The organism is Devosia sp. MC521, from assembly GCF_014127105.1.
Lineage (GTDB): Bacteria > Pseudomonadota > Alphaproteobacteria > Rhizobiales > Devosiaceae > Devosia.
In genome coordinates, this window is the sequence record NZ_CP059902.1 from 3,195,691 (window position 1) to 3,220,900 (window position 25,210).

At 58.5% G+C, this 25,210-nt stretch carries 28 protein-coding genes; 8 read left to right on the top strand and 20 right to left on the bottom strand.

The genetic code is table 11. The features are described from left to right. The first annotated feature begins 109 nt into the window (after positions 1-109). Both H4N61_RS15370 and H4N61_RS15375 read left to right on the top strand, forming a co-directional pair. The gene (locus tag H4N61_RS15370) at positions 110-916 is read left to right on the top strand and encodes a glycosyltransferase family 25 protein (protein ID WP_169195472.1); all 807 of its coding nucleotides are present in this window, start codon (positions 110-112) and stop codon (positions 914-916) included. Positions 917-933: 17 nt separating this feature from the next. Further along, positions 934-1,764, top strand: coding sequence for a glycosyltransferase family 25 protein (locus H4N61_RS15375; RefSeq protein WP_169195473.1), 831 nt, complete (start codon positions 934-936; stop codon positions 1,762-1,764). 87 nt (positions 1,765-1,851) lie between these two features. Here H4N61_RS15375 and H4N61_RS15380 read toward each other — a convergent pair whose 3' ends face one another. The 8 genes from H4N61_RS15380 to H4N61_RS15415 all read right to left on the bottom strand — a co-directional run bounded on the left by H4N61_RS15380 (position 1,852) and on the right by H4N61_RS15415 (position 7,918). Beyond that, positions 1,852-2,223, bottom strand: a complete 372-nt coding sequence (locus tag H4N61_RS15380) for an MmcQ/YjbR family DNA-binding protein (protein ID WP_169195474.1) — start codon at positions 2,221-2,223, stop codon at positions 1,852-1,854. 127 nt (positions 2,224-2,350) lie between these two features. Further along, a complete protein-coding gene (locus H4N61_RS15385) occupies positions 2,351-3,031 on the bottom strand; it encodes an ABC transporter ATP-binding protein (protein WP_169195475.1) in 681 nt (226 codons plus the stop codon). Continuing rightward, on the bottom strand, positions 3,028-4,233 hold the full coding sequence (locus H4N61_RS15390) for an FtsX-like permease family protein (RefSeq protein WP_169195476.1): 1,206 nt from the start codon (positions 4,231-4,233) through the stop codon (positions 3,028-3,030). The genes H4N61_RS15385 and H4N61_RS15390 overlap by 4 nt, the downstream gene beginning before the upstream one ends. A 4-nt stretch (positions 4,234-4,237) precedes the next feature. Beyond that, positions 4,238-5,320, bottom strand: a complete 1,083-nt coding sequence (locus H4N61_RS15395; protein ID WP_182394417.1) for an efflux RND transporter periplasmic adaptor subunit — start codon at positions 5,318-5,320, stop codon at positions 4,238-4,240. A 169-nt stretch (positions 5,321-5,489) separates the two neighbouring features. Beyond that, positions 5,490-5,912, bottom strand: a complete 423-nt coding sequence (locus tag H4N61_RS15400) for a DUF1178 family protein (RefSeq protein WP_182394418.1) — start codon at positions 5,910-5,912, stop codon at positions 5,490-5,492. Positions 5,913-5,969: 57 nt separating this feature from the next. Beyond that, complete coding sequence (locus tag H4N61_RS15405; protein ID WP_182394419.1) at positions 5,970-6,800, bottom strand: carbon-nitrogen hydrolase family protein; 831 nt, start codon at positions 6,798-6,800, stop codon at positions 5,970-5,972. 35 nt (positions 6,801-6,835) lie between these two features. After that, a complete protein-coding gene (grxC, locus tag H4N61_RS15410; protein WP_169195480.1) occupies positions 6,836-7,090 on the bottom strand; it encodes a glutaredoxin 3 in 255 nt (84 codons plus the stop codon). A 27-nt stretch (positions 7,091-7,117) separates the two neighbouring features. Continuing rightward, on the bottom strand, positions 7,118-7,918 hold the full coding sequence (locus H4N61_RS15415) for a ComF family protein (RefSeq protein WP_349236463.1): 801 nt from the start codon (positions 7,916-7,918) through the stop codon (positions 7,118-7,120). Between the two features lie 35 nt (positions 7,919-7,953). On the opposite strand from H4N61_RS15415, the gene H4N61_RS15420 reads away from it, so the two are divergent. Further along, positions 7,954-8,784: an SAM-dependent methyltransferase gene (locus H4N61_RS15420; RefSeq protein WP_169195481.1), complete on the top strand. Its 831-nt coding sequence runs from the start codon at positions 7,954-7,956 to the stop codon at positions 8,782-8,784. Positions 8,785-9,177: 393 nt separating this feature from the next. On the opposite strand, the gene H4N61_RS15425 is transcribed toward H4N61_RS15420, so the two are convergent. From H4N61_RS15425 to H4N61_RS15440, 4 genes are all read right to left on the bottom strand, one after another. Next, on the bottom strand, positions 9,178-9,747 hold the full coding sequence (locus tag H4N61_RS15425; protein WP_169195482.1) for a CarD family transcriptional regulator: 570 nt from the start codon (positions 9,745-9,747) through the stop codon (positions 9,178-9,180). A 361-nt stretch (positions 9,748-10,108) separates the two neighbouring features. Further along, entirely contained in the window at positions 10,109-10,447 is a 339-nt protein-coding gene (fdxA, locus tag H4N61_RS15430) for a ferredoxin FdxA (RefSeq protein ID WP_169195483.1), read from the bottom strand. Between the two features lie 152 nt (positions 10,448-10,599). Continuing rightward, positions 10,600-11,007, bottom strand: coding sequence for an RNA-binding S4 domain-containing protein (locus H4N61_RS15435; RefSeq protein WP_182394420.1), 408 nt, complete (start codon positions 11,005-11,007; stop codon positions 10,600-10,602). 6 nt (positions 11,008-11,013) lie between these two features. After that, positions 11,014-13,899, bottom strand: coding sequence for a helicase-related protein (locus H4N61_RS15440; RefSeq protein ID WP_182394421.1), 2,886 nt, complete (start codon positions 13,897-13,899; stop codon positions 11,014-11,016). Between the two features lie 543 nt (positions 13,900-14,442). Between H4N61_RS15440 and H4N61_RS15445 the strand changes: the two genes are divergently transcribed. Next, entirely contained in the window at positions 14,443-14,859 is a 417-nt protein-coding gene (locus H4N61_RS15445) for an IS1 family transposase (protein ID WP_182394339.1), read from the top strand. A 452-nt stretch (positions 14,860-15,311) separates the two neighbouring features. Here the strand turns inward: H4N61_RS15445 and rsgA are convergent, their stop codons facing one another. After that, positions 15,312-16,283 (bottom strand): ribosome small subunit-dependent GTPase A, encoded by a 972-nt coding sequence (gene rsgA, locus H4N61_RS15455; RefSeq protein WP_182396048.1) that lies wholly within the window; start codon positions 16,281-16,283, stop codon positions 15,312-15,314. Positions 16,284-16,350: 67 nt separating this feature from the next. Further along, entirely contained in the window at positions 16,351-16,494 is a 144-nt protein-coding gene (locus H4N61_RS15460) for a hypothetical protein (RefSeq protein ID WP_169195486.1), read from the bottom strand. A gap of 435 nt (positions 16,495-16,929) precedes the next feature. Here H4N61_RS15460 and H4N61_RS15465 point away from each other — a divergent pair, with 435 nt between their 5' ends. Both H4N61_RS15465 and H4N61_RS15470 read left to right on the top strand, forming a co-directional pair. Then, on the top strand, positions 16,930-17,145 hold the full coding sequence (locus H4N61_RS15465) for a cold-shock protein (RefSeq protein ID WP_169195487.1): 216 nt from the start codon (positions 16,930-16,932) through the stop codon (positions 17,143-17,145). 227 nt (positions 17,146-17,372) lie between these two features. After that, positions 17,373-17,627, top strand: coding sequence for a hypothetical protein (locus H4N61_RS15470; RefSeq protein WP_169195488.1), 255 nt, complete (start codon positions 17,373-17,375; stop codon positions 17,625-17,627). Between the two features lie 78 nt (positions 17,628-17,705). Here H4N61_RS15470 and H4N61_RS15475 read toward each other — a convergent pair whose 3' ends face one another. Both H4N61_RS15475 and H4N61_RS15480 read right to left on the bottom strand, forming a co-directional pair. Further along, complete coding sequence (locus tag H4N61_RS15475) at positions 17,706-18,653, bottom strand: esterase (protein WP_248305993.1); 948 nt, start codon at positions 18,651-18,653, stop codon at positions 17,706-17,708. Between the two features lie 50 nt (positions 18,654-18,703). Continuing rightward, positions 18,704-19,315, bottom strand: coding sequence for a glutathione S-transferase family protein (locus H4N61_RS15480; protein ID WP_169195489.1), 612 nt, complete (start codon positions 19,313-19,315; stop codon positions 18,704-18,706). A 198-nt stretch (positions 19,316-19,513) separates the two neighbouring features. Between H4N61_RS15480 and H4N61_RS15485 the strand changes: the two genes are divergently transcribed. After that, positions 19,514-20,158 (top strand): glutathione S-transferase family protein, encoded by a 645-nt coding sequence (locus tag H4N61_RS15485; protein ID WP_169195490.1) that lies wholly within the window; start codon positions 19,514-19,516, stop codon positions 20,156-20,158. A 138-nt stretch (positions 20,159-20,296) separates the two neighbouring features. Here the strand turns inward: H4N61_RS15485 and H4N61_RS15490 are convergent, their stop codons facing one another. After that, on the bottom strand, positions 20,297-20,905 hold the full coding sequence (locus H4N61_RS15490; RefSeq protein WP_182394422.1) for an NAD(P)H-binding protein: 609 nt from the start codon (positions 20,903-20,905) through the stop codon (positions 20,297-20,299). A 53-nt stretch (positions 20,906-20,958) separates the two neighbouring features. Here H4N61_RS15490 and H4N61_RS15495 point away from each other — a divergent pair, with 53 nt between their 5' ends. After that, the gene (locus H4N61_RS15495) at positions 20,959-21,375 is read left to right on the top strand and encodes a helix-turn-helix domain-containing protein (RefSeq protein ID WP_169195492.1); all 417 of its coding nucleotides are present in this window, start codon (positions 20,959-20,961) and stop codon (positions 21,373-21,375) included. A gap of 200 nt (positions 21,376-21,575) precedes the next feature. On the opposite strand, the gene H4N61_RS15500 is transcribed toward H4N61_RS15495, so the two are convergent. From H4N61_RS15500 to H4N61_RS15510, 3 genes are all read right to left on the bottom strand, one after another. Next, on the bottom strand, positions 21,576-23,798 hold the full coding sequence (locus H4N61_RS15500) for an EAL domain-containing protein (protein WP_182394423.1): 2,223 nt from the start codon (positions 23,796-23,798) through the stop codon (positions 21,576-21,578). A gap of 121 nt (positions 23,799-23,919) precedes the next feature. Continuing rightward, positions 23,920-24,177 carry a hypothetical protein gene (locus H4N61_RS15505; protein WP_182394424.1) on the bottom strand — a complete coding sequence of 86 codons (258 nt, stop codon included), beginning with the start codon at positions 24,175-24,177 and terminating at the stop codon, positions 23,920-23,922. 189 nt (positions 24,178-24,366) lie between these two features. Further along, positions 24,367-25,149, bottom strand: coding sequence for a DUF3108 domain-containing protein (locus H4N61_RS15510; RefSeq protein WP_169195494.1), 783 nt, complete (start codon positions 25,147-25,149; stop codon positions 24,367-24,369). Between the last annotated feature and the right edge of the window lie 61 nt (positions 25,150-25,210).

The window sequence follows — 25,210 nt, forward strand, 5'->3', positions numbered from 1 at the left end:
GGGCTTTTTTTGTGTCTCTGAGCAGGATAAAAGCTGTGTCTAGCTCTCCGGCCTACAGCAAGTCGTTCGTTGGAGCCTGCATTTCCGATCAGATACTGGCAGTGTTCGTGTGAAAATCTACTACATTAACCTCGACCACCGTAGCGACCGGCGCGAGGCTATGGAGCGCAAACTTGCCGCTCTTTGCCTAACAGGCACTCGCATCCAAGCGGTTACGCCCGCTAACATCGCGCACGACCTGGTTATCAGCCATACAAATTTAGCCAATGTCGAGCATGTGCGCATCACCGAGCTGGCCTGCGCGCTCAGCCACCATCGCGCGCTGGAAGCGTTTTTGGCGACCAATGACACCTACGCGCTCATCCTCGAAGATGACGTGTTGCTCTCAAACGCAGTCGCCGATCTGCTGCAAACGCCCCTCTCCGGTTTCGACATACTGCGACTTGAAACCTATTTGGACCCGCAGCACTTCTTCAGCACAAAACCGCTCCAATTAGGCGCGTTCGAGGCCCACGAAATCGCCAGTCGCTGTGCAGGGACCGCGGCCTACATCGTCAATCGCGATGCCGCCAAGGCAATTTTGGCAGAGCGATCGGCGCTATCGCGCCCTTATGACTTTGTGTTGTACTTCCCATTCCGTAAACCCGGTACCATGTTTCGTGCCATGCAACTGGTGCCGGCGCTCGCTATCCAAGAAGATCGCTTCTTTGGCACGCCTTATCAAGGCGATGTTCAAGTTGGTAACGGCAAGATGGGCATGAAGCCGCGTCACCTCGCAGTGCCGCACGCGATCGCTTACTTCTGGCTCAGCGATGCGCAGATCAACCTCATTAAATTCTGGCGACGTCTCTGGGGTAAAACACGTCGTGCCTTTGTGGAACCGGATGCGCTTTTGGCGCGCCAAAAGAACGACTAAAAACTGCCGGGGGGCACATGCTGAGCTACTACATTAACCTCGACCGCCGCACCGACCGGCGCGAGGCGATGGAAAAACGTTTTGCTGATCTAAAGATCAACGCAACCCGCATCTCCGCCTTCACGCTTGACGACATCACTCCAGAACTGGACGCAAAATATTGCGCACCCCATCTGTTTGAGCCCATGTTGCGCGTTGAATTGGCCTGCACCTCAAGCCACTTCCGGGCCATGCGCGCCTTTCTCGCGTCCGACGCCCCTGTCGCCGCCATTTTCGAAGACGACGCCATTCTAGCGCCGCAGCTGAGCGCCCTGTTCGAGCATATCGACGCCCATGGCCTACCTTGCGATCTGCTGCGCTTGGAAACCTTCCTCGACCCCAAAAGCCAGATTTCTGTTACGCCAGTTGGCTCCCTCGGCGGATACACTCTGCATGACATGCAGCACTTTACGTGGGGGGCGGCAGGCTATGTCCTCACCCGCAAAGCCGCCGAGCGCTACCTTGCCAACCACACACTGCATCACACCATCGTTGACCGGGTGATTTGGCGCGACCTGCCTGACACCACCAATTTGACCATACGCCAGCTCGTTCCCGCGCTTGTCGTCCAGGAAGATCGTCTCAATCCGACCTTGCGTGTGGGGTCAGACCTCCACGGCGAACGCGCACATGCCGCCCAGCATATTCACACACAAAAGCGCTCGCTCGCTTACGAACTCCGCCGCTTCTGGCGCTATGAGGTCAAAGTCGCCCTTCCAGCCCTTATCCACCGCACGCTCAAACTGTCGCACCGTACAATTGTGCCTTTCGCCGGTTCAGGGGTTGCGCCGAAGAGCAACAAGGCTTAGACCCACATTCAGCTACTCAACGGCCTGCCAAGGTTGTTGTTTGGTTAGGTTCGATAGCGGGGATTCCACCCTCCCTATCGGACCGACCTAAAAAACCTTCCCAACATCGTCGGTAATGCCCAGCTCCAAGCGTAGCTTCTTGGGCAGCCCTTTGGCGACCAGCGTGTAGGATTGGCGCGCATAAGCGAGCAGATCGTCTTCGCTCAACGGCGCTGTGTCAAAGACCTGCACCCAGGCGCGTTTGGCGAAATACGGCGCTTGGCTGATCCCCTCTAGGCCGGTCAGCATCTCAAAGCTCATCTCGCTCACTTTGACGACGATCCGCGGCGAGCCATCGCTCAACAGGCAAAATACCTTGCCGCCCACCTTGGCGATGTGACTGTCCCACTGATCGACAAAAGTCACGCCCGGCCAAGAGCCCAAAAGCTCATCGAATTTTTCGCGCTGAAACATGGTCATGCCTGCCCTCACTCCGACAAGCCTTAGCACAGTATGGGCCAAAATCTGTCAGCAGCTACACCCCCGCTTCAGCGCGGCAGACAACTACGTTTTCCAGCATCATACACGAAGCGACAGAAACCGCCCTTCAGTCCGCTACAGTTTTGCCGTCCACCACCTTGATCTGGCGTTTGCACGAGGCAGCGATCTTTTCGTCATGCGTTGAGATGAGGAAGGTGGTCTTCTCATTCTCATTGATCTCGTGAATCAGCTCCATCACCTGACTTGCCGATTCCCGATCCAAATTTCCGGTCGGTTCGTCCGCGAGAATAAGCTCGGGCTGGTTCATCAGCGCCCGTGCAATCGCCACGCGCTGCTTCTGCCCGCCAGAAAGCTGGGTGGCCCGGAAATCCATGCGATGGCCGAGACCAACGCGTTCCAGCAGCTCGGCCGCGCGCTTCTTGTCCTTGGCCGTTTCCCGCCCCGCGCCGAGCGCCGCCGGGAACACCACATTCTCCAGCGCCGTGAAATCGGGCAGCAAATGGTGGAACTGAAAGACAAAACCGATGTGCTTGTTGCGAAACTCGGTCAGCTCCGCATCCTTAGCCGTACTGAGGTTCTCCCCCAGCATAAAATGCTCGCCGCTCGTCGGCTGCATCAGCGTGCCCAAAATCGTCAGAAGAGTGCTCTTGCCCGAACCCGATGGGCCTAGCAGCGCCGCTAGATCCCCTTCGGCAAGCTCCATATTGAGCCCCTTGAGCACGCGCGTTTCCGCCTCGCCCTCGCCATAGGTCTTGATCAGATTGCGAATTTCAACCAGCGCACTCATTGGCCAATCACCGAAACAGGGTCCACCTTCGCCGCTGCTCGCGCCGGCAGAATGGACGCCAAAATCGCCCCCAGCGCCGTCAGCGCGATGGCAAGCCCATAGGCCCCCTGCCGCACGTCAATCGGCAGACCGCCCGAGGTGGCCTCTTCCGGAACAGGGAAGGGCGATAGCGTCAAATACCCCAGCCCAGCCCCGATCAACGCACCTAGCACACCAATCAGCGTGCCCTGAATAACAAACACCGCCACCACAAAGCCGCGGCTGGCGCCAAAGGCCCGCATAATCCCGATCTCCGGACGGCGACGATAGGTCGAGAGCAACAGCGCCGATGCCACCCCAATAACGATCGTCACCAGAGCAAAGCCCTTAATCAGATTGCCCGAATTGGCCTGCGCCTTAAGCCCATCGAGCAAGCTGGCATTGCCCTCCGTCCAAGACGTCGCCTTAAGTCCAGTGTCCGCACCCAATTGGCGGGCATAGGCGTCCGCTTGATTGAGATCGAATAGCTTCACCTCAACCTTGCTCACCCCCTGCGGCAGCTCCATCAACACCCGCGCCGTCGCAGTGCTCACATAAGCCGCCCGCGCATCAATCGCCTCAACGCCAAGCTCGAAAATCCCGCCGATCACCAGCGAGCGTTCAACATTGCGGTCCGATTGCAGCCGGATCACCTGCCCGACACTCACCCCGAGGTCGTTGGCGAGGGTCCGTCCCACCAATACGCTGGCGTTGGATAACAGCGTCGTCCCCGCCACCAGTGCCGACTCAATATCGGCGATAGAGGACACCTTGTCCGCATCCAGACCGGTGATGGAAACCGGGGCACGCGATTGCCCCCGAATGACAAAGCCATTGCCCACGATCTGCGGCGACACCGCGCGCACACCCGGCATGGCCTCAATGGAGGGCAAAAACGCGTCAGCGGTGCGCAAGGTCTCGCGCTGCCCCGTCGCCTTTTGCTGCACGACCTGGGCTTGCGCGTCTTCCGGCAGTAGAAGCCCCGCGTCGCGGCTTGGCACTTCCAGCGTCACATGGGCGATATTGCCCACTGTCCGCTGCACCAGATAGCTCCCGAGCCCACCGATCAGCGCACTCATAAAGATGAACACGAAGACGCCAACCGCCACACCGGCGATCAGCAACCCCGTCTGGGTTTTGTTAGAGGTCAGATAGCGCCAGGCGATTTTAAAGCCATAAACCATGGCGCTATTCCGCGACCAATGTGCCAGCCTCAACCTTGGCCGGATCGAGGATCAGCACATCGCCCTGGTTCAGCCCGCTGGTGACAATCACCCGCTCCGCTGGCCAATCATTGAACTCAATGGGCCGGGCCTCTGCGACGCCAGCATTGGCCACCATCACATGGCTCTGCGCGCCTTCGGTGATAATCGCGCGGCGCGGCACCGAAAGCGCGCCACTCACCTCTTCAACAATCACATTGGCATTGACCGTCAGCCCAACGGGCAGATCCACCGCCTCATCAAAACCAATCTTGATCGCCCGACCACCGGTGGATGCATCCACAGTCGGCGCTGCGAAGGTAACAGTGCCATGCTGGGCGACGCTCGCCCCCACAGGCTTGAGCAAAACCTTCAGCCCTTCCGCAACGCGCGAGGAATAAAGCTCGTCGACATCGGTCTCAACCACGAGGTCGGAGAGATCGGCGATGCTGAAGAGCTCGCCTTGCGTATCCACCAACTGCCCCAAATCAACACCACGGCTGAGCACCACGCCCGAGATCGGCGCAGTAATCGTATATTGCTTGAGCTGCGCATCGGCCTGTTCCAGCGCTGCCTGCAGGCGCGCCGTCTCAGCAATTGCTGCCGACAATGAAAGTTCGGCGTCTTCGCGCGTCGAGCGCGAGGCATTTTCGCCCAAGGCCTGCGCCCGCTCAGCGGTCGCCTTGGCTTGGCTTTCTTTCACCTTTTGCGCATCGAGCGCAGCCCGGGACTGCTGCCACTGCGCATCGGCCAGTGCCTTATCGAGTTCGACCAGCACCTGGCCCTTTTCCACCGTATCGCCGGTGTCCGCCGCCACAGTCAGCGCCTTAGCCGAAACCGCCGCGCGCACCGTCACCGAGTTTTTTGCCGCGACGCGCCCGTTGACCGCCAACACTTGCGAAATATCCTGCGGCGCGATGGTTTCCAGCGCCACTTGCACACGCTTGGGCTCCCAGGGGCGAGCAATGGCTCCATAAGCCCCAAGCCCCACCAGCGCCACCAAACCGAAAATCAGCATCCCTTTAGGACGCTTCCGCTTCGTCTTCTGTTCCGAGTTGGGCTTGGCCACTGGTCTCATCCTAATGCGGTTTCTGCCTAAACGCCGGCAGAGGCGGAAAGAGTTCAAATAAACGCGAGCATGAATTCAAACGCGCTATTTAACCTTGATATTACGATAAAAGGCCACCAGCAGATCACTGGCGGCCTTTGAAAAATTCAACACGCTGAAGCGTAAAGCCTCAGTTCTCCTCGCCCACATCAGGCAGGGGCAGAAACTCAACACCCTCGTCGACCAGCGCTGCGACCTCATCCTTGGTCGCTTCGCCATAAATCCCGCGCGGTGCAACTTCCTCGAAGTGGATTTTGCGCGCTTCCTCGGCAAATTTATCGCCAACATAGTCCGCTTCGTTGACCACCTTCTGGCGGTACTGGCGCAAAAATTCGCGAACCTTGGCCGCTTCCGGATGAGCAGCGGACAGCGACACACGTTCACTATCCTTGCGCGCCACAGCGGGCGCCATCATCGCTTTTTCTACGGAGCGTCCGCCACAGATCGCGCACAGCACAATGCCACGCGCTTTCTGCTCGTCATAAGCCGCTGCGCTCTTAAACCAAGCGTCGTAGCTATGCCCTTCGGCACAATGCAATGAATACTGGATCACGGTTCAAATCGTTCTTGCAGGGGCAGTTTTGGTGCCATCCCGGTCATATAGGGGGTTTTACCCCTCATGCAAAGCCGGAGCGGCAAAGCTGCGGGCATTGGCCAAGGCCGGCACACGTTGGCGCGCCTCGCCCACCGCCGCCAAATCAATATCAGCGATCAACACGCCGGGCCGATCATGGTCCAACTCCGCAATAACTTTCCCCCAAGGATCGATGATCAGCGAATGCCCATAAGTGGCACGACCATTGGGGTGATGCCCGCCTTGCGCCGCCGCAATCACATAAGAGCCAGTTTCAATCGCCCGCGCGCGCAAAAGCACATGCCAATGCGCCTGCCCTGTCGGCACCGTAAACGCGGCTGGCACAGCCATGAGCTGCGCTCCGGCATTAGCCAGCGTGTTGAACAGTTTTGGGAAGCGCATGTCGTAGCAAATGGCAAACCCAAGAGTGAACGCATCCACCTGTGCCACCACTGCCTCTTCGCCCGCCTTATAGGTGGCGCTCTCGCGATAGGCGTTGAGCCCGGCAATATCGGCATCGAACAGGTGGATCTTATCGTAGATTTTCACCTGCTGCCCATCGGGCCCAAACAGCACCGAGCGATTGGCAAAGCGCCCATCCTCAAGCGGAATCGGGAGCGAACCAATATGCACATACATGCTGTGCTGCTTGGCCAGTTCCCCGACGCGCTGGAGCTGTGGGTGCCCTTCAAAATTCGCCGCCACCGAGCGCAGCTGATCCCGGTTTTCCGGGAACAACAATGCAACCTCCGGGGTCTGCGCATACCGCACCCCAGCGGCCGAAGCCTCCGCCAACATGGACTCCAGCGCGGCCAGATTGGCCTGCGGATCAAGCCCGGAACACATTTGAATGGCGGCGATCTTCATGGTGAAACGCTCAGCTCGGCTAAATTGGGGTCCGCTTAGTTCGCCAACAGCGGATCGAGCCCGCCCTGGCGATCAAGCGCCGACATATCGTCATAGCCCCCGACATGGGTTTCGCCGATGAAGATTTGCGGCACGGTGCGACGACCATGAGCGCGTTCCATCATCAGCTCGCGCACCGCCGGGTCCACAACACTGATTTCCTCAAAGGCAACGCCCTTTTCAGTGAGCAGCGCCTTAGCGGCGTGGCAGTAGGGGCATGTCGGGGTCGTATAGATTTCGACCTTAGCCATTTGAATTCTCCGTCACTATTGTGCCTCTTATATGGGGTTGTCGTCGCCAATGACAACGCGGGCAAAGCTAAGCACGTCAATCTTCTCAACACCCGCCCGCTTGAGCGCGCGCGTCACCGCCTTAACCGTCGCGCCTGTGGTGTAAACATCGTCAACAATCACCACCCCGCGCCCTTTCAACCGCTCCAAAGCATGTGGATGCGTGGCAAAGGCTCCCTGCACATTTCTCAGCCGCCGATCGCCACTGAGCCCAACTTGCTGCGCGGTTTTGCGTTTGCGCCTCACAACGAACGCATCAACTTCTAGCCCCACCAAGCGCGCAATTTCCTGCGCCAGCATCATGGATTGATTGTAGCGCCGAAACCGCAAGCGGCTGGCATGCAGCGGCACCGGCACCAACACCGGTTTTGCGCTCCAAAACTCTCTCCCCGCGCCAACCATCAACCGCGCGCACAGCTTCGCCAGCTCCGGCCGGTCGCCATATTTGAGCTTGGCGACCAGCGCCCCCGCCATCTCATTGTAGTGAACGCTGGCTCGGGCGCGCGCAAAGGGCGGCGGGTCCGCAATCGCCTCAGCGGACAGAAAGTCTCCCCCTTCCGCTTCCACTGGTATGCCCATTACCGAACAGAGCGGGGCGGTGATCGGGCGCAGCTTTGCAAAACACGCCCCACATAACCCTTGAGCCTCGGCCAATGGCGCCCCGCAACCGCCGCAACAGGGCGGATACAACTGGTCGAGCACAGAAGCGCCCGCCCACGCGAGCCCCTCGCGCACACGCCTCAATGCTCCGGCTTTGACTTCGCTTCCGCCCCTCTTCATAAGAGACATTCTGTCACAGCCCCGATTTGGCGAAAGCCCCTCTTATGTCTGCCCCGCCCCGCCTCTTCGACGCCGCCCAGATCGCCCGTAATTTGGCGCGCCGCGCCACAAGCGAAAACTTCGTCCGCGATCTGGTGCTGGAAGATTTGGCGGAACGCCTCAGTGCCTATAAGCGCAACTTTTCCCGCGCCATCATCATCGCGCCCGACGCCTCGACGCTTCCGACAACCCTCTTCACCGCCGATGGCCCCGTCCCTGTCACGCCCATCGAAGCCTATTCTGGGGCCGAATTTCCCGACCTGCCCGAAGGCGAGCAAGACCTCATCATCTCGCTTCTCCATCTCCACACCATTGATGATGTGCCCGGCCACCTCGTTCGTCTCCGCCGCCGTCTCAAACCCGATGGTCTTTTCATGGCGGCCTTTTTGGGCGGCGATACGCTCACCGAACTGCGCGAAGCTTTTCTCTCTGCCGACCTAACAATTTCGGGTGGCTCCTCGCCGCGCGTTGCTCCGATGGCGCAAGTGCGTGATGCGGGCGGTCTTTTGCAACGCGCCGGCTTTGCCCTGCCCGTTGCCGACGTCGAAACCCATCGCGTCCGCTATTCATCTCCCTTCGCGCTCATGGTCGAAGTGAAAGCCTTGGGCGCATCCAACCCCTTGCTCGAGCGCCCCAAACGCTTTGCCACCCGCACGCTCCTCGCCGAGGCGGCACAAGCCTATGCGAACCGCGACGCCGACCCCGACGGCCGCATCCGCGCCACTTTAGAAATCATCTGGCTGGCCGGCTGGGTCCCCCACGAAAGCCAACAAAAACCCCTAAAACCCGGCAGCGCCAAAGTCTCAATGACCCAGCTTTTGGGTGACAAGGCCTAAGCCTTCCCACAGCCCCCCAAAAAACACCGCTCCGCCTCCCTCCCCTTTGAGGGGAGGGATTGAGGGTGGGGGGGCATCACCCAATGTTTACGACCAAATCAAAGCACTTCTTCACCTCTCCCTCCGGAGGAGAGGTCGACGCGCAGCGGCGGGTGAGGAGGCCCTCCCACAGCCCCCTAGCATACCACCCCATACTCTACCCACACCGTCATCCCGCTGGACGGCCGGGCCGATCTCCCAAGCCCCCCAAAAAACACTAGTCCGCCTTCCTCCCCCTCGATGGGAGGGATTGAGGGTGGGGCAACATCCCCAAAGCCAAAACAGCAAAAATCCCAAAACCAAAAAGGGCCGGTGTTACCACCGACCCTTTTAATCTCAATGCGTCGTCGAAACTTACGCGGCAGCTTCTTCGTCGCTATCAGCGTCCGCGGCATCAGCCTTGGTGCGCTTCGGGCTCTTGGCGAGCTGCTTTTCGATCAGCTGCACAGCTTCGGTCAGGGTCAGCTTACGCACCGAACCGATTTCACGGCTCATGCGATCCATTGCCTGTTCAAACAGCTGGCGTTCCGAATAGGACTGCTCTGGCTGTTCTTCAGAACGATAGAGGTCACGAACAACTTCCGAAATAGCGATCAGATCGCCCGAGTTGATCTTGGCTTCGTATTCCTGAGCGCGGCGCGACCACATGGTGCGCTTGACGCGAGCGCGACCGGTAACGGTGTCGAGCGCCTTCTTCACTTCTTCGTCTTCGGCCAGCTTACGCATGCCAACAGACTTGATCTTTGCTGTAGGGACGCGCAGTGTCAGCTTGTCTTGTTCAAAGCTGATAACGAACAGCTCAAGGGTTAGCCCGGCGACTTCCTGCTCTTCGATCGACACGATCACGCCGACGCCATGTGCTGGGTAGACGACAAATTCGCCCGTCTTGAACCCAAGCCGCTGCTGCTGCTTCTTGGCTACCATATGCTGGAACTCCTTGTTGACGCCCCACAATGGCCGGTTCCTTGCGGCAAGGACCTGCCATAGATACTCAATTACTCAAACGCCGAAGCGTTTCAGGCAGCAGAGCTTCACGGTCGCCCGGATCCGCTTTCCGTGCGCCATTCACCAGATGATGTGTGTCAAAAAAATCGTGCCTAAAGGCACGGTGCTGACGGGCTCAACTGCTTATGGGAGTACCATAGCATAAAATTTCGGCAGAATCAAAAGGTACTAATCAAAGCGCGAATACTGCGCAAGCGCGCGCGCGTCACAGTTTAGCCCTTTCCCAACAAACCCTTGCGCCGCCGAGAAAAACCGGCGGCGGCAAGTTGTGTACGCAGCTTTAGTCGCCTTCGCCGGGCGTCTCAGAGAAGTACTTTTCGAGCTTACCTTCTTCGCCATCACGTTCCTTTGCTTCCGCCAAAGGATCGCGACGTTCGGTCAAATTAGGCCAAGCGGCTGCATACTTCCGATTCAGTTCAAGCCATGAGTCGAGGCCTGGCTCGGTATCGGGCTTGATCGCTTCGGCCGGGCATTCTGGTTCACACACACCGCAGTCGATGCACTCGTCCGGGTGAATGACCAGCATGTTCTCGCCTTCGTAGAAGCAGTCTACAGGACAAACTTCAACGCAGTCGGTGTACTTGCAGGAGATGCAGTTGTCGGTGACAATGTAAGTCATATTTGCAGGATTTCCCGTGGGGAAGCGACCCTAGCCTTGGGCAGGACCGGGCCAATCTCAACTGGGTTTGGTGCTAACGTGTTTTTGCCGAGGCCGCAAGGCTAGCAAGGGAGACTGTTTGGCGCAGAACAGCTCTTGGTGAATACGTTATTCTATTCCTCGAACCCATCGCGCAGACGATCGGTGTCGCGCCGCTCTTTTTTCGTCGGACGCCCTGCCCCCGGTGCCCGCTCGGCAATCGCCGCCTCATAGGGGCTTTTCTCGGATTTCGGCAGAGGTGGGGGTGAGAGATCCTCATAGAGCCCTTGGGCTTCGGCTGCCGGTCCCCGCCTTACGCCCGGATCAACAATGCGCCAGACGAGCACGCGATTGTGCAGCGCCATCGTCAGCACATCGCCTGCGCCGACCTTATGGTCACTTTTATCGGTCTTTTCGGAATTGACCCGGATGGCGCCGGTTTCGATGATCTTTTGCGCCAGAGTGCGTGACTTTACGGCACGCGAGAAAAAGAGGAACCGGTCGAGCCGCTCCTTGCGGAGCGGAACCTCGCCCGGTCCCAATTTGTCTTACTCGGACTTGCCGCGCAGCGCGGCAAGCTTTGCGAACGGGCTGTTCGGATCGAAGGCCACCTTGCGCTCTTCGCGCTGAGGAGGACGGCGATTCTCCGGACGTTCGGTCTTTTCTGGGCGAGTCTTGCCAGCCGGACGCGTATTGCGCTCTTCGCCTTCAGGACGACGTGGGCCCTTATTGCGCGGACGCTCGTTCGGACGACGTTCCTGCTGCTGCGCACCTTCACCTTCTGGGCGACGACCACGGCCTTCAGGACGACGATTCTGGTTGTTCTCATTGTGGCGACGGCCACCTGGGAACCACACTTCGTCAAACTCAGGCTCTGCTGGAGCAGCCGGTGCAGCCACTTCTGCTTCAGCAGCAGGCGCTGCCCCTTCGGTAGCAACCGCGTCAGCAGCATCAGCCGCTGGTGCATCCGCGACGACTTCAACCGGCGCCGCAACCTTTACGGTCTTGCGCAGGCGATAGCCCAGCGATGAGAGAATCGAGGCGAAATCTTCGCCCGAGCAACCCAGCAGCGAGGTCATCTCGACCGTGACGCGGAAGCCATTGGCTTCGGCAGCACCCACTGGCAGCTCACCCTGGTATGGGCGCGATGCGTCGAGCGCGATCAGCGGACGAATGATATCGGCAAGGCGTTCGAGAATATCGATACGCACAGCGCGCTTACCGGCAACCTTAAAGCCTGCAACCTCATAAAGGCGCGTATCGACTTCAGGATCGACGAGGAAGGAGGTGCGGCCCGACAGCACGATGTGCGGAATATCGGTCACGCCTGCCTGACGCACGCCACCGTTCTTCAAAGCGAAGAGAATCAGTGCCAGCTCGCGAGGCGCGGGCTTGAGCGATAGCGGCAGGTAGATGTGGTAAGCACCAAATTTGATGCCCAGCTTACGCAGCTTGCCGCGCTCGTCCTGATCCAAACCCTTTACATCGTCGGCCATTGCCGCGCGTGGCATGACGCCAAGGTTTTCGAACAGGCGATAGGCGATGCCGCGAGCGGTGCCTTCAACGTCGGCCGGCGCTTCCAGGCTCATCACCTGCTCAAGCACGGTGTTGATGTGGTGGCGGAGCCAGAGCGACAGACGATCCTGCACGCGGTCCAAATCAGGACCGGTCAGGCTTTCGTCAGCCAGAGTGATGATACGCGGACGATAGAGGCTATCGCCTTCTGCTAGTTCCGCCACAACTTCACCGCGCCAGCGCAGACGGCCATCGGTCGTCAGCACAAATTCTTCGTTCGGCGCACCCGCGAGCCGGTCGGCTCGGTGGTGAATCTCCGGCGCGACCACAGACTCGGCCGCGGTACGAACGCCCTTGGCGTCAGTGTCGCCTTCTGTTCGGGCAAGGGTGAAGCGGAAGCCTTCGAGCGTGCCGATGAGGTGGCCTTCCAGCCGCACTTCGCCACGTTCATTGATCTCGGGAGATACCATACGTTTGTCTTTCAGATGGCGGAGCAGTACGCTGGTGCGCCTGTCGACGAACCTCTGTGTGAGCCGTTCATGTAGAGCGTCACTCAGTCGATCCTCTATGTCTCGCGTCTTTTCGCGCCAATGAATTGGGTCTTCAAGCCAGTTTTTACGATTTGCGACAAAGGTCCAAGTCCGGATTTGCTTAATCCGGTTGCTCAGAGTGTCAATGTCGCCCTCTGCATTGTCGCAAAAGCGCACCTGCTCGGCAATCCAGTCTGCGTTGACAGAACCTTTTCGCCTTAAGTCCGAGTAAATGCGCGTTACGATCTCACCATGCGCAGCAGGTGAGATGCCCTGATAATCAGGTATCTGACAACATTCCCAGAGGAGTTTGACGCTATTCTGGCCTTTTACGAGGCTTGCCGCCTCATTTCTGGCCAGAAATTCTAGTGCCAATTGGTCTGTAGCCACAGGAACTCTGGTTAAAGTTCTGTCGCTAGGCGCTTTTTCTAGTGTTGCATGCAGACGCTCTAGAGATGAAAAATCTAGCGCGCTGTTGCGCCATTGCACCACTTTTATCGGCTCGAAGTCGTGTGTTTCGAGCGCAATAACCAATTCTTCGTCGAATCCCTCGGTCCCACCGGTCACGCCAAACGTGCCGTCACGCTTGTGACGACCGGCGCGGCCCGCGATTTGCCCGAGTTCGGACGGCGTCAATGGACGGCTCTGCCGCCCATCAAATTTGCTATCGTCGGCAAAAGCGACGTGCCCAATATCCAAATTGAGCCCCATGCCGATGGCGTCAGTCGCCACGAGGAAATCCACATCCCCGTTTTGATAGAGCTCCACCTGTGCATTACGCGTGCGGGGCGATAGCGCCCCCATCACCACCGCCGCGCCACCGCGTTCGCGGCGCATCAATTCGGCAATGGCGTAAACCTGCCGCGCCGAAAACGCGACAATGGCCGAACGCGCTGGCAAGCGGCTCATCTTCTTTGAGCCCGAGTAAGTCAGCTGCGAAAAGCGCGGACGCTCGATAATCTCGACATGCGGCACGAGCTTGTAGATCACCCCGGCCATGGTCAGCGACCCCAGCAGCAAGGTTTCCTGCAAGCCGCGCGTATGCAAAATGCGGTCGGTGAACACATGCCCGCGGTCAAAGTCGATCGCGGTTTGGATTTCGTCGATACACACGCAATCGACGTGAATATCGGTGGGCATGGCTTCAACCGTCGCCACCCAATAGCGCGGCTTTTCCGGCACGATGCGTTCTTCGCCCGTTACCAGCGCCACCGCCTGCACGCCCACACGCTCGACCACGCGCTGATAGACCTCGCGCGCCAGCAAGCGCAGCGGCAGACCAATCATCCCGGTGGGATGGGCCAACATGCGTTCGATGGCGAAGTAGGTCTTGCCAGTGTTTGTTGGGCCAAGGATTGCCTTGACCGGGGCGTTAGGACGGAAACTCATTAGGGCCTATGTAGTCCGTCCTTGCGGCAGTTGCGAGTACCTTCCGCACGCGTCTCGGAAAAGCACACTGTCTTCCCTGTGATCGCTGGCATTTTAACGCTCAGAACAAAATTGGAACGAAGCAGCACCGAATCGACGCCAACGCATAAATCCGCTTTTGTTCACGGCTATATATAGCGATTTTATCCCCGCAACACACAAGCGCCTGTCCACAGCGCCCCTCAATCTCCCCGCAATCCCCAAAACCCGTTCAGCTTGGTGAAAACTTCGTTAATCTTTGGGGTTTGGTAAGACTTCTGACCAAGAGGTAAACTGCACAGTCGCCAAACTATTTTAGCCCTTCACACCGTCAAACGAGGGATTGCAGGCGTCTCAGGTTTGAAATTGATAAAACAGCCCATTGACGTTCCAAAACGGGACGCCTCTCCACAGCTCTCCACCAACACCGCTCTTCCTCCCTCCCCCTGGAGGGGGACTGTTTACAACTTGCTCATTTGGGATTCTAGTTTGATTGCTTGGGGGTGATTTGCCGGAGGGTTTGAGATGGATTGTCCAGATTGTTCTAGCACTGCCACGGTCAAGCGCGGCCTCAAGGCGGGTTACCAGCGATTTAGCTGTAAGCAGTGTGGTCGGTACTTTACTGATCGCGCCCCTAAATTCAGCGCTGAGACAAAAGCGCAGGCCGTTCAGATGTATCTCAACGGCACCGGCATTAGGGCCATTGGGCGCGTCCTTTCGGCCTCCCCAGCCGCGGTCCTTAAATGGATCCGCAAGGAGCACGACATCTTGCAAGAGCGGATTGCGGCTCAGCGCGGTACGCCAGCGAGCGGGCCCGATATTATTGAGATGGACGAGATCTATACCTACGTCCAAAAAAACAGCAGCGAGCGGTTATCTGGACCGTTTATAGCCGAAGACAGCGCCGCGTTGTTGCCCACCACATCGGTGACAAAGGCGTAGAAAGTGCGATCACGGCTTACCGCTTGGCCCTTCAGGCTGTGGGTGAGATCGGGGCCATCTTTACCGATGCCAACTCTTGTTACGCACTCGCTTTCAAGCGCAATGGCGTGACCGTGCCACATCTGGAAACAAAGGCGCAAACCCACCTGATTGAGTCCTCCAATTCCTCAATCAGGGACAATCTTGCGCGGTTCAATCGGCGGACAAAGCGCGTCTCCAAAACAGTGCAGATGCTCGAGATTACGCTCAATCTGTTCTTCAACAGACACCTCATAAGGAGTCCCAAATGAACAGTCCCCCCTGGAGGGGAGGGACTGAGGGTGGGGGGCAACAAGCCCAAGCCTCTTCACCTCGCCCCCACGGGGAGAGGTCGACGCGCAGCGTCGGGTGAGGGGGCCTTCCACCAAGCCAGAGTCATTGCCCGCTGAGTGGGGCCACCGCTCAAAACCGACTTACCCCCGGCTTTCAGCCTGCAGTTTCTTCCACCGCTCAAGGCGCTCTGGATCAAGCTCGCCAACGGCGACTGCCGCCCGCACGGCGCATCCGGGCTCATGGTCATGGCTACAGTTGCGGAATTTGCACGAGGGCGCGAGTTCGGTGATCTCGGCAAAGAGCGTATCGAGGCCCTGCGCCACATCCTTGAGGTGCAAGCTCCGGACGCCCGGCGTGTCGATCACCCAACCACCGCCTGCCATGGCATGGAGTGATCGCGAGGTCGTCGTGTGGCGGCCTTTATCATCGCCCTGCCGGACCGCGCCGGTTAGCTGGGGGTGTCCCCCGTCAGAACCAACAAGGGTATTCACGAGCGTAGACTTGCCCACCCCCGATGAACCGACGAGCGCTACGGTTGCGCCCGGTCCGCACCAGGGGCGCAGCTTGGCCGCGGCGTCTTCTTCGCGCGCATTGAGCGAGATGACAGCCAGGCCACGCTGTAGCGCCGAGGCTTGCTGTTCCAGTGCCGCGACATCCTCTGCCAGATCGGCCTTGGTCAGCACGACGGCAGGCTCTGCGCCCGCCTCATTGGCAAAGGCCAAATAGCGTTCGAGGCGCGCGAGGTTAAAGTCCGCATTGCACGAGGCAACGATGAGCAGCGTGTCGACATTGGCCGCCACCAGCTGCATCGGCTTACGCCCTTCAGCGCTGCGCTCCAGCACGGTTTTGCGATCGAGCCTGCGCACGAGGAGAGAGGTAATGGGCTCGGCCAACACCCAATCGCCCACTGCAAAATCACCAGTATTGGTGTGCGGCGGCAGCTCGAGCTGGATCTGACCGGCGGCTGACAACCCCGTCAATCGCCGGCGATGCACGCCATCGATCCGCAATGGCACAAGGTCATGCTCATCGCCCGCGAGCTGATCTTGGAAAAACGCTGACCAGCCCAACTGGTTCAAGACCTCAGCTCCATCGTTTTCGATCTGGCTCATCATTGCCCCATCCAATGGCAAAACAGCACCAAAACAGCGCACATACTGATTTCGACGCGCTTCACTCTCAAGCGGACGCTTCGTCGGAAGCCACCGTCTCGTCGGCCTCGACCACAGGCTTGAGCTTGGCTTGCGCCTTTTCAGCCTTCTTAAGCGATTTGAGCCGGTCGCGTTCTTGACGTTCGAAATTGTAGTTTGGAGTGCGGGCCATGGGTCCTCGTCTAATGTGAACCCAAGTTCCTGATCCTTTTTGCCTTCAAACGCAAGCCGCTGCGCCGATCTCTCTGCCGCGCACGCCGTCATGCACTGGACCGACAAATTCTCTCCCTACCCAGCGACGGGTCGCCCGGGGCAATCTTTCGATTATAGTTTTAGAATTCGTCGCCTTAATGAAATTTGGACCGTTCAGCGCCGAATTATCCGACAAACGCTAGAAATAAATCCCAAAAAACATTCGTCATTGTGCTTTCTGGGCGTATCTGATATACACCTATTTACTCGTTTTCAGCCCAAGTCGGCTGCCGTTCCCCGGTGTAAACTGGGCCTTGGCTTTCTGATCAACTTTGCGAACGTTTACAACTCCATTGCATGTCGCGATGGGGTAATAGCTCGTTTTGTAGTGATCTCGAGCACTAAGGATATTCCCATGACCCGTTTGAACGGTACCGTAAAATTCTTCAACGCCACCAAGGGCTTTGGCTTCATCACGCCAGACAATGGCGGCAAGGATCATTTCGTACATATCTCCGCAGTTCAGAACTCCGGCGTTGATGGTCTGTATGAAAATGACAAGGTCAGCTACGAAGCTGAAACAGGCCGTGACGGTCGCGAGTCCGCGATCAATCTCGTTCTGGACAAGTAAGCCTTATACGGCACTTGAGGGTCGCCTACGGGCGGCCTTTTTATTTATCTGGCCCACACCAGCGCTGACCATCGGGCTCAAGCAGTCTGCCGATGCAAGCGGCCCCTCTCGCGACCAGCACCAGCGCGCAATGACGGGCAAACGCCGTCACCTAATCTGCCGCGCAGGCGTCCGTCGCCAGGCCGAAGCGTTAAGCCGATGACTGCATAAAATCTTGGAGATCTGCCATGTTGCACCGATATAAAGTCGGCGATTTGCTCGATATGCGAACCGATCTGCGCCGGAGCAATCGCCCCGCCGGAACCTGCGAAGTTTTGACATGCTTGCCGCACGAAAAAGGGCCACTCATGTATCGAGTGAAGTCCGTGAGTGAGCGGAACGAACGTGTGATGGAAGAGGCAGATTTGTCCCCGAGCGACAGCGCCAAGTCCCTCCATGAAGCCAATGAGAGCATCTTCAGCATTGCCGTGTCCAAGCGCTAATCTGAACCCGCGCAAACCCACGTCTTCGCGTCCAAACCGGGCTGATCGAGCTCTCACCAGCCCGAGCCCCCGCGCCGCCTAACGCGCATAGGCGTTAAACGGATTATCGTGCGTCAGAGCCCGCAGCGCCTCCGCGCTCACCCCGTGCTCGCCCAATTGCGGCATCATCACATCGCTCAAATGCGTATAGGGCCGCTGCTTGCCCCCGCGCGGCTGGGCGGGGTCATACCAGCCAAGGTCATGACTGACCAAAAGCTGGTCCCATTGCCCCTTTTCGTGGGCTCGCAAAATGAGCGCTCGCACCGCATCGTCCGGGTCACGCCCGACGTGGTCATATTCAATCCAAGCGCCGCGAGCGACCGCTTCATCATGCAGGCCGAGATCAGCCTCACTCTGCGTATGGATCCAGATAAAGCGATCGGCCGAATACCCTTCCTCCTCGATAATATCGATCTGCTGCAGGGCCACGCGCCCGCGAATAGTGTGGCTGCCAATAATGGCCCCGGTGCGCGCCCCTGCCCGCGCCGCGGCCCGCAAGATCCGCTCTTCGAGTGGCGAAATCCCATCGTCCCCCGCGCTGATCTTAATCCACCCGGCGCGGAAATCGGCTTCCTCCAGCCGAATAGTCAACTCCGCGACCATCCATGCTTCCAGCGCCGCATCATCGGCCGAGGCGACAAAGGGCGTGATCCAGGGCTCGCGATAACTGCCTGTCGGCACCACGATGGGGAATTGGGTCGCCTGTGAAACCGCCAGATCCAAATCCCCGCGACGCCCAACCCCTGTGGTCGAACATTCCACCAAGGCCGTCACGCCACGCTGCTTGATAGCCTCAATTTGCGGGGCCATCACCGCAACGACCTCACCTGCCTCAGCCTGCGCATAGCCCGGTTGATCAGGCGTCCGTAAATCAACAAAGACATGTTCGTGGGGCAAGATCATCCCCAGCTGCTCGCGCCGCATCGGCCCCATGCTCGTATAAAGCAAGCGCTCGCTCTGCGTGTTTCCGTGCGACGATCCGCTCATGTGCTTCTGAACTCCCCCCAAGTGACCCAAGACTAGCCGCCTGCGCCGCTTTACGCCAAATCCGCAAACGGCTCTTTCCAAGCCGGAACATCCAACAGCTGATCATGCCAGCGCCGGATATGGCTATAGTCTTCCAGCGGCAGCTTGCCCTGCACGGCAAAAGGCAGCGCGGAAGCGACGCGAAAATCGGCATAGCTCATGCGTCCGCCCACCAGCCATTCCCGTTGGCTCAGTTCGGCGTCTAAAATCGACGCAAAGCGGTGAAAATCAACCACCAGTTCCTCGACCACCTTAGGGTCGGGCTCCCCCTGCCAAGCCACTGCCGTATAATTGTAAAAGACAATATCGCCCGCAACTCTGGTAAAATGGTGCGCACTCCAGCTCACCCATTTCATCATCTCAACGTTGTGCTCATCCGGCCAGAAATCGCTGCCGGTCAGCTCAATAAGCCGCAACGCAATAGCGTCTGTCTCCCACAGCGCCACGCCATCCTCCACCAAAAGCGGCGCGAGCGAATTGGGATTGAGCCCCAAAAACGCGTCTTTGTCTGCCCCCATTGGCGCATAGCGCTTGTATTGGACCTGTGCATTGAGATGCCGCGCGACAGCCACCGCCACGCGCGGGTTCAAATTCGGCGTATAATACAAAACCCTCTCTGCCATCGTCTCCTCCCAAGGACTATCCGGCGATCCTCACCCCATCTTCCACGAAAAGCAAAACAATGCTTCCCAACGCCCCGTGGCCACCCGCGCGATGAGCCAACGGCCCCACAGTTTTCAAAACTGACCACGAGCCCCTATCCACCCTCCTGTCGTGGCGCTTAAACTGACCGTCCACCGCCCCGCGCGCAGGAGCGCCCAATGCCCACCATCACAGCCTTTAAAAACGCGCCGGATAAGGGCGCAGGATTGGCGCGAGACATGCGGGTGCGCTGGGCCCTCGAAGAGGTCGGGCAGCGCTATGATGTGCGCTTGCTAACCTTCGCCGAATTAAAGCAAGCGCCTCACCTCGCCCTGCAGCCCTTCGGGCAAATCCCGAGCTTTGAAGACGGCGATATTGCCCTTTTTGAAACAGGTGCGATTGTTCTGCACATCGCCCAGCATCACCCCGGCCTGCTGCCCGAAACCCCTGCCGAGCGCGCCAAGGCCATAAGCTGGATGTTTGCGGCATTGAGCACCATAGAGCCGCCCATTCTCGAACGGGAAAGCGCCAAATTCTTTGAGGCAGACAAAGACTGGCAGGCCGAACATTTTGCGCTCATCGACGCCCGCATCACGACGCGCCTTACCCAACTCGCCGCCGCTCTTGGCGATGCCCCGTGGCTGGTGGGCATTTTCAGCGCCGCCGATATTTTAATGGTGCATACCCTTAGCCGCTTAGGCAGCTCGGGCCTGCTCGAAAACCACCCATCTCTGGTTTCCTACATCGCCCGCGCCAAATCCCGCCCAGCTTACCAACGCGCCTTCGCCGCCCAATACGAAGTTTTCGCCAGCCTATCCAATTAACCGGTCCCTCTTCGCCTCCCTCCCCTTGAGGGGAGGGATTGAGGGTGAGGTGACGACCGAGCCCCTATATCGGGCAAAAGCACTCCCCACGCCGCTCTATAGGACATGAGGAAGCCCCCCCCCGATGCGGCAGCGCACTCAGTAAGCAGCGGTGAAGCGCTCGCGGCTGTGCTTGTGCTGTTCGAGTTCATCGACCATCGCAATGGCATAGTCAGCAAAACTGATCTTGCTCACCCCTGCTTCATCCGTGACCAGCGTATTGCCCCCCAGTCGGTAGTGTCCGAGGCGCGGACCGGCGAAAAAGTCCGCCGCCGGGGAGAAGAAGATCCAGTCGATCTCTGTGTCCCCCTTAAGATCCTCAAGGAAGGTAATCCCGCCCTGCACAAAGGGTCTGGCTTCATCAGGAAAGCCGGGGGCATCGATGAGCCGGACCCCTGGCGCAACCTCAAGGCTCCCCGCGCCACCGGTAAACAGAACCCGCCCTATGCCAGCCTGCTTGGCCGCCGCCAACAGCGTGGCTGCGGGCACGTCAAAGCGTAACGCGCTAATCACCACGTCACAGCCTTCAATCAGCTTGGAAAGTGCCGCAGCGTCGAATGCATCCCCCTTAACCGGCGTGACGCCCGGCGCCGTGGGGACGGTGTCGGGATTTGTGTCGACCGCCAGAACAACATGCCCCCGGCGAGCCAGTTCTTTGGTGATTTCCGAGCCAGCGCGGCCGCTCGCGCCCAACATTGCAACTTTCATATTTGATCTCCGATGGTTTCTATGGGAGACCTAGTGCTCGACAGGAACCAACCATGCAAGACGGCACTTTCACCCCACCAGGTTACCCCGAGGGAACCCGCCCCGCACGCGGCCGCGTCTTTGACAGTGATTGCCCGACCCGCAAATTGCTCGATCGGATCGGCGACAAATGGAGCGTGTTGATTCTTCTGGTGCTCGGCGATGAGGACACACGCTTTAATGATCTGAAGCGTCAGATCGGCGGGATTTCGCAAAAAATGCTGAGCCAAACGCTGCAGTCTCTCAAGCGGGACGGCCTTATCACCCGCGCCGTCGAGCCAACGACGCCGGTCACCGTCACCTATTCGATCACGCCCCTAGGACGCGAATTGCTGGCTGCATTGCGCTTCATGATTGATTGGGCCGAAGTTCGGCTGCCGGACGTAGAAAAAGCCCAGCGCCTTCATGACGCTGCCCTAGCCACCGATTGACTGCGCCAAGCTACAAAAATCGCTCTGCCCCATCGTCCCTTGCCTCCCTCCCCTTGAGGGGGAGAGATTGAGGGTGGGGTGACGACCGCGCCCCAACATCGGGCGAAAAGCACTCCACACCCCGCCTCGAGCAGACGTGTACAACCCAACCCGGCACCGCCGCCGTGACATTACGCCATGCGGTTACAGTCGACGACGGCTCACGCCGCAGCCGTATGTGTGATGAACGCAAATGCTTCGCTCGCGGGGAGTGGTTTGGAGACGAAATAGCCCTGAATGGTCTCGCAGCCTGTCTCCAACAAAAACTTCATCTGCGCTTCGGTCTCTACGCCCTCTGCCACGATCTGCAGGCCCAATTTATGGGCGATCGCAATGATCGCCGAAGTTAAGGCCTCACCATCACTATCGTGCGGGATGTCAGCAATGAATGACCGGTCAATCTTAAGCTTCGAAACAGGAAAACGTTTCAGCGCGGTCAAGCCGGAGTAGCCCGTCCCGAAGTCGTCAATGGCTAAGGTGACACCCATGGCCCCAAGTTGCCGCATCAATTCAAGCGCCAGCGGCAAATCTGGCATCATCAGGCTTTCAGTAATCTCGAGTTCGAGATTGTGCGGGCTCAAACCAGCCTCTGCGAGCGCGTCTTGCACGTCACTCAGGACAGTGCGCTCTTTGAACTGTCGTGGAGAGACATTCACGCAGACCTTAAAATCAGGCCCGAGCGTATCGACCCATTGTTTACACTGGCGACACGCCTCGCCGAGCACCCAGCGCCCCAGCGCGACGATCAAACCATTGTCTTCGGCAAGCGGTATAAAATGCGCTGGTGCGATCAAGCCGTGCACTGGGTGGTTCCAGCGGACCAAAGCCTCGACACAATTGATCTGTCCGGTGCGCTGATTGAACTGGGGCTGATAGTGCAAAACGAATTCGTTTTCACGCAAAGCACGCCGCAGTTCCTCGGTTTTTGCGAGCTTTTGCTTACTGCTATCCAGGATGTCTTGGGAAAACACCATCAAGCTGTCGCGACCGGATTCCTTGGCGTGATACATCGCGGCATCAGCATGGGCCAATAGTGTGGTGGCGTCAGACCCGTGTTCCGGATGCATGGCGACACCCACGCTGGACGTCATTTCGAGCATCATGTCATGAACGGGGATCGGCTCCGCGACCGCCGCCCGCAAGGCTTCCAGCCGGTCGATCACATTCTCTTTCAGCTTGCTCATCAGGATGACAAACTCGTCGCCGCCAACGCGAGCGACGATGCCGTCTTCCCCCACTTCGCGCTCAAGCCGCATCGCGATAACCTTGAGCAGCTCATCACCCGTGGCATGACCAAGCGTGTCATTGACGTGCTTAAAATTGTCGAGGTCTAGGAAGGCCAAAGCGAGCTGACCACCGACGTCTTTTGCCGACGCAAGGGTCACCTCAAAGGCTAGCTCCATGGAGCCGCGGTTTAATAGCCCGGTCAATCCGTCATGCGTGGCCAAAAAGCGAACGCGTTCTTCCGTTTGTCGGCGTTCGATGGCGATACCGGCAAGATGGGCCGCGATCCCGATCAATTCGTTGAGTTTAGCGTCAGGGGGGCCGCGCTCTGGCGAGTACAAGGCAAAGGTCCCCAAAACCTCCCCGTGGGAGGAGCGGATTGGGGTAGACCAGCAGGCTTGGTAACTCACGCCTTCAACCAGATGGAGGAAGTTGCTCCACCGGTAATCACTGGCAATATCGGACACGACAACTTGTTCATTGAACCATGCCGCGGTGCCACAGCTGCCAACCTCGGGGCCGATTGGCACGCTTTGGATGCGTTGCTTGTAGATCTCCGGCATGGACGGACCTGACGCCAGCAATAGGCTCTGCCCGTCCTCCGACCGGATCATCACCGAGCCCGAGACATTCACGGTCTGGGTCTCGATCATCAAAATCAGTTCGTCGAGAACTCTGTCGAGTTCAACACCTGTCGCCACGAGTTCAAGGAGGCGCGCCTGCGCCTGCACCAATTGCTCGGCCATTTTGCGAGAAGTGATGTCGCGCGACATGCCAATGACGCCGACCGTGTGACCGTGCTTATCCCGCAAAGGGGCTCGCGACATCATCAACCAACGGTCGCCATTGCCGCCAAGAGAAATCTCCTCGATCCCGAGATCGGGTACTCCCGTCGCGATCACCCGGTTCTCCACATCGGTAATTTTCTTTGCATCAGCGTAGGGATGCAGATCAAAATCTGTTTTCCCAAGGATTTGGTCGATGTTGTCCAGCCCATTAGCGCGAACGACCGCCTCGTTGGCGAAGAGTAAGCGCCCGTCCAGATCCTTTATATAGATGTAATCTGGAAACTGGTTGATCATCGCTTCCAGCCACTCATACCTGCCATGGTCGGTCGACAGTTGAAGCCTTTGACTGGTCCGGCGAAGTTGGTCTGACATGTTCGTTCGGTTCCGACCGAGGCCTTAAGTCGGCCTATTGGGGTCATACTCTCTTGGACTAACCCCAGTATACAACCAGCGACCCGCTAAATCGAAGTTAAGAAGCTCGGCACTTTCTGAACTAGGACCAGTGCCCAACGCCCTCAAAATCCTTGAGCGCCATTGCTTTGGACAGCGCCGGAAACGCCTCGTCGTAACGGGCATTGGAACCAGAGCGGTGCAATTTTTCGTCAACACAACCAAAGTCTTTCGCCCCGACGCCTCGCTCAAATGTCCCCTCCCCGCACCCGCCACTAATCCCCGCACCGGAAACGTCACGCATCATCTCAACAGCCACGCCCGTGCGCGCTTCTCGCCCCTCCCAAAAAAACGCAGCCACCTTTGATGGTGCAAAGTTTTTCGCCCTCGCGTCACGACCCCGCGCCCGAAAAGGCCACGCCCATGCCCACGCTGGCGCCCAAAAGTGCCAGCGTCATGCCCAAGATGGGCCAATCCGCGCCCATAAAAAAAATCGGGGCCAAAGCCCCGATACTTTCGATGATCACAATGCCGTGAGTTTTACGCCTAATCAGGACTGCATCTGAGTGAGAACCATCGACAGATCGCCCATGCTGGTGCCGACGATCACGCGGTAGGGAATAAAGTACCCGCTGTCCGCCAGCGGCGCATACCAGATGATGATGCGCGAGCTGTCAGCTAAATAGCTTGTCATTTCCGAGCTGGTGAAATGGCCGGACACTGGCTGATATTCCAGCGAACAGGCCACCAGCGGCCCCTGATAGCCGGTGCGCGGCGAGGTCGCTTCATCCTGCTTGAGATAGCCGGTCTTGATGTTGAAGCGCTCCACCCCAGTAAAAATGGGGAGCGTCTGGTTACACAAGGATTGATCGAGCGCCGTACCCTTGAGCACGAACGACGACAGAAAGTCTTGCACACCAGTAAGATGGCGGCGCTCTACAGCAACGCGATCATAGCTATCGAGCACAGGTGGCTCGACAGTGAAGGCCGTTACATTGCGATTGGCATAGTCCACATTGACATTAAACCGCTCGCCATTGGCGCGGGTCTCTAGCTGGAAACTGTCGCTCAGCAGACGCTGCCCATTGGACGGGCCACGCGACTGCGCTGTCGCCGTACCGCTGGCGACAACGGAGCCAAGCCCTGTCACATTTGCTGCGAGATCAAGATTATAGCGCGCGCCATCGTCCTTGAGTTTAACGTCGAGCAAGGCCACATTGATCCCGCCAACGGTGATCACATAGCTGGCTTTGGCCTCGACGGGCGCTGCGGAAATTGGCAGTGCCGTCATAGGAATAAGGGCAGCCAGCAGGGCAAAGGCAGGACGGATCATGGGTTTCTCGGCCACACTAACCCGCCGGTAATGCTGCCGGACGGGACGAATCAGGGATATC

Bases quoted from the DNA above. Each gene is read 5' to 3' on its own strand.
- H4N61_RS15375 (WP_169195473.1), top strand. From the start codon at position 934: ATGCTGAGCTACTACATTAACCTCGACCGCCGCACCGACCGGCGCGAG.
- H4N61_RS15380 (WP_169195474.1), bottom strand. From the start codon at position 2,223: ATGACCATGTTTCAGCGCGAAAAATTCGATGAGCTTTTGGGCTCTTGG.
- H4N61_RS15385 (WP_169195475.1), bottom strand. From the start codon at position 3,031: ATGAGTGCGCTGGTTGAAATTCGCAATCTGATCAAGACCTATGGCGAG.
- H4N61_RS15390 (WP_169195476.1), bottom strand. From the start codon at position 4,233: ATGGTTTATGGCTTTAAAATCGCCTGGCGCTATCTGACCTCTAACAAA.
- H4N61_RS15405 (WP_182394419.1), bottom strand. From the start codon at position 6,800: ATGAAGATCGCCGCCATTCAAATGTGTTCCGGGCTTGATCCGCAGGCC.
- grxC (WP_169195480.1), bottom strand. From the start codon at position 7,090: ATGGCTAAGGTCGAAATCTATACGACCCCGACATGCCCCTACTGCCAC.
- H4N61_RS15415 (WP_349236463.1), bottom strand. From the start codon at position 7,918: ATGTCTCTTATGAAGAGGGGCGGAAGCGAAGTCAAAGCCGGAGCATTG.
- H4N61_RS15420 (WP_169195481.1), top strand. From the start codon at position 7,954: ATGTCTGCCCCGCCCCGCCTCTTCGACGCCGCCCAGATCGCCCGTAAT.
- H4N61_RS15425 (WP_169195482.1), bottom strand. From the start codon at position 9,747: ATGGTAGCCAAGAAGCAGCAGCAGCGGCTTGGGTTCAAGACGGGCGAA.
- fdxA (WP_169195483.1), bottom strand. From the start codon at position 10,447: ATGACTTACATTGTCACCGACAACTGCATCTCCTGCAAGTACACCGAC.
- H4N61_RS15440 (WP_182394421.1), bottom strand. From the start codon at position 13,899: ATGAGTTTCCGTCCTAACGCCCCGGTCAAGGCAATCCTTGGCCCAACA.
- H4N61_RS15445 (WP_182394339.1), top strand. From the start codon at position 14,443: ATGGATTGTCCAGATTGTTCTAGCACTGCCACGGTCAAGCGCGGCCTC.
- rsgA (WP_182396048.1), bottom strand. From the start codon at position 16,283: ATGAGCCAGATCGAAAACGATGGAGCTGAGGTCTTGAACCAGTTGGGC.
- H4N61_RS15460 (WP_169195486.1), bottom strand. From the start codon at position 16,494: ATGGCCCGCACTCCAAACTACAATTTCGAACGTCAAGAACGCGACCGG.
- H4N61_RS15465 (WP_169195487.1), top strand. From the start codon at position 16,930: ATGACCCGTTTGAACGGTACCGTAAAATTCTTCAACGCCACCAAGGGC.
- H4N61_RS15470 (WP_169195488.1), top strand. From the start codon at position 17,373: ATGTTGCACCGATATAAAGTCGGCGATTTGCTCGATATGCGAACCGAT.
- H4N61_RS15475 (WP_248305993.1), bottom strand. From the start codon at position 18,653: ATGAGCGGATCGTCGCACGGAAACACGCAGAGCGAGCGCTTGCTTTAT.
- H4N61_RS15480 (WP_169195489.1), bottom strand. From the start codon at position 19,315: ATGGCAGAGAGGGTTTTGTATTATACGCCGAATTTGAACCCGCGCGTG.
- H4N61_RS15485 (WP_169195490.1), top strand. From the start codon at position 19,514: ATGCCCACCATCACAGCCTTTAAAAACGCGCCGGATAAGGGCGCAGGA.
- H4N61_RS15490 (WP_182394422.1), bottom strand. From the start codon at position 20,905: ATGAAAGTTGCAATGTTGGGCGCGAGCGGCCGCGCTGGCTCGGAAATC.
- H4N61_RS15495 (WP_169195492.1), top strand. From the start codon at position 20,959: ATGCAAGACGGCACTTTCACCCCACCAGGTTACCCCGAGGGAACCCGC.
- H4N61_RS15500 (WP_182394423.1), bottom strand. From the start codon at position 23,798: ATGTCAGACCAACTTCGCCGGACCAGTCAAAGGCTTCAACTGTCGACC.
- H4N61_RS15510 (WP_169195494.1), bottom strand. From the start codon at position 25,149: ATGATCCGTCCTGCCTTTGCCCTGCTGGCTGCCCTTATTCCTATGACG.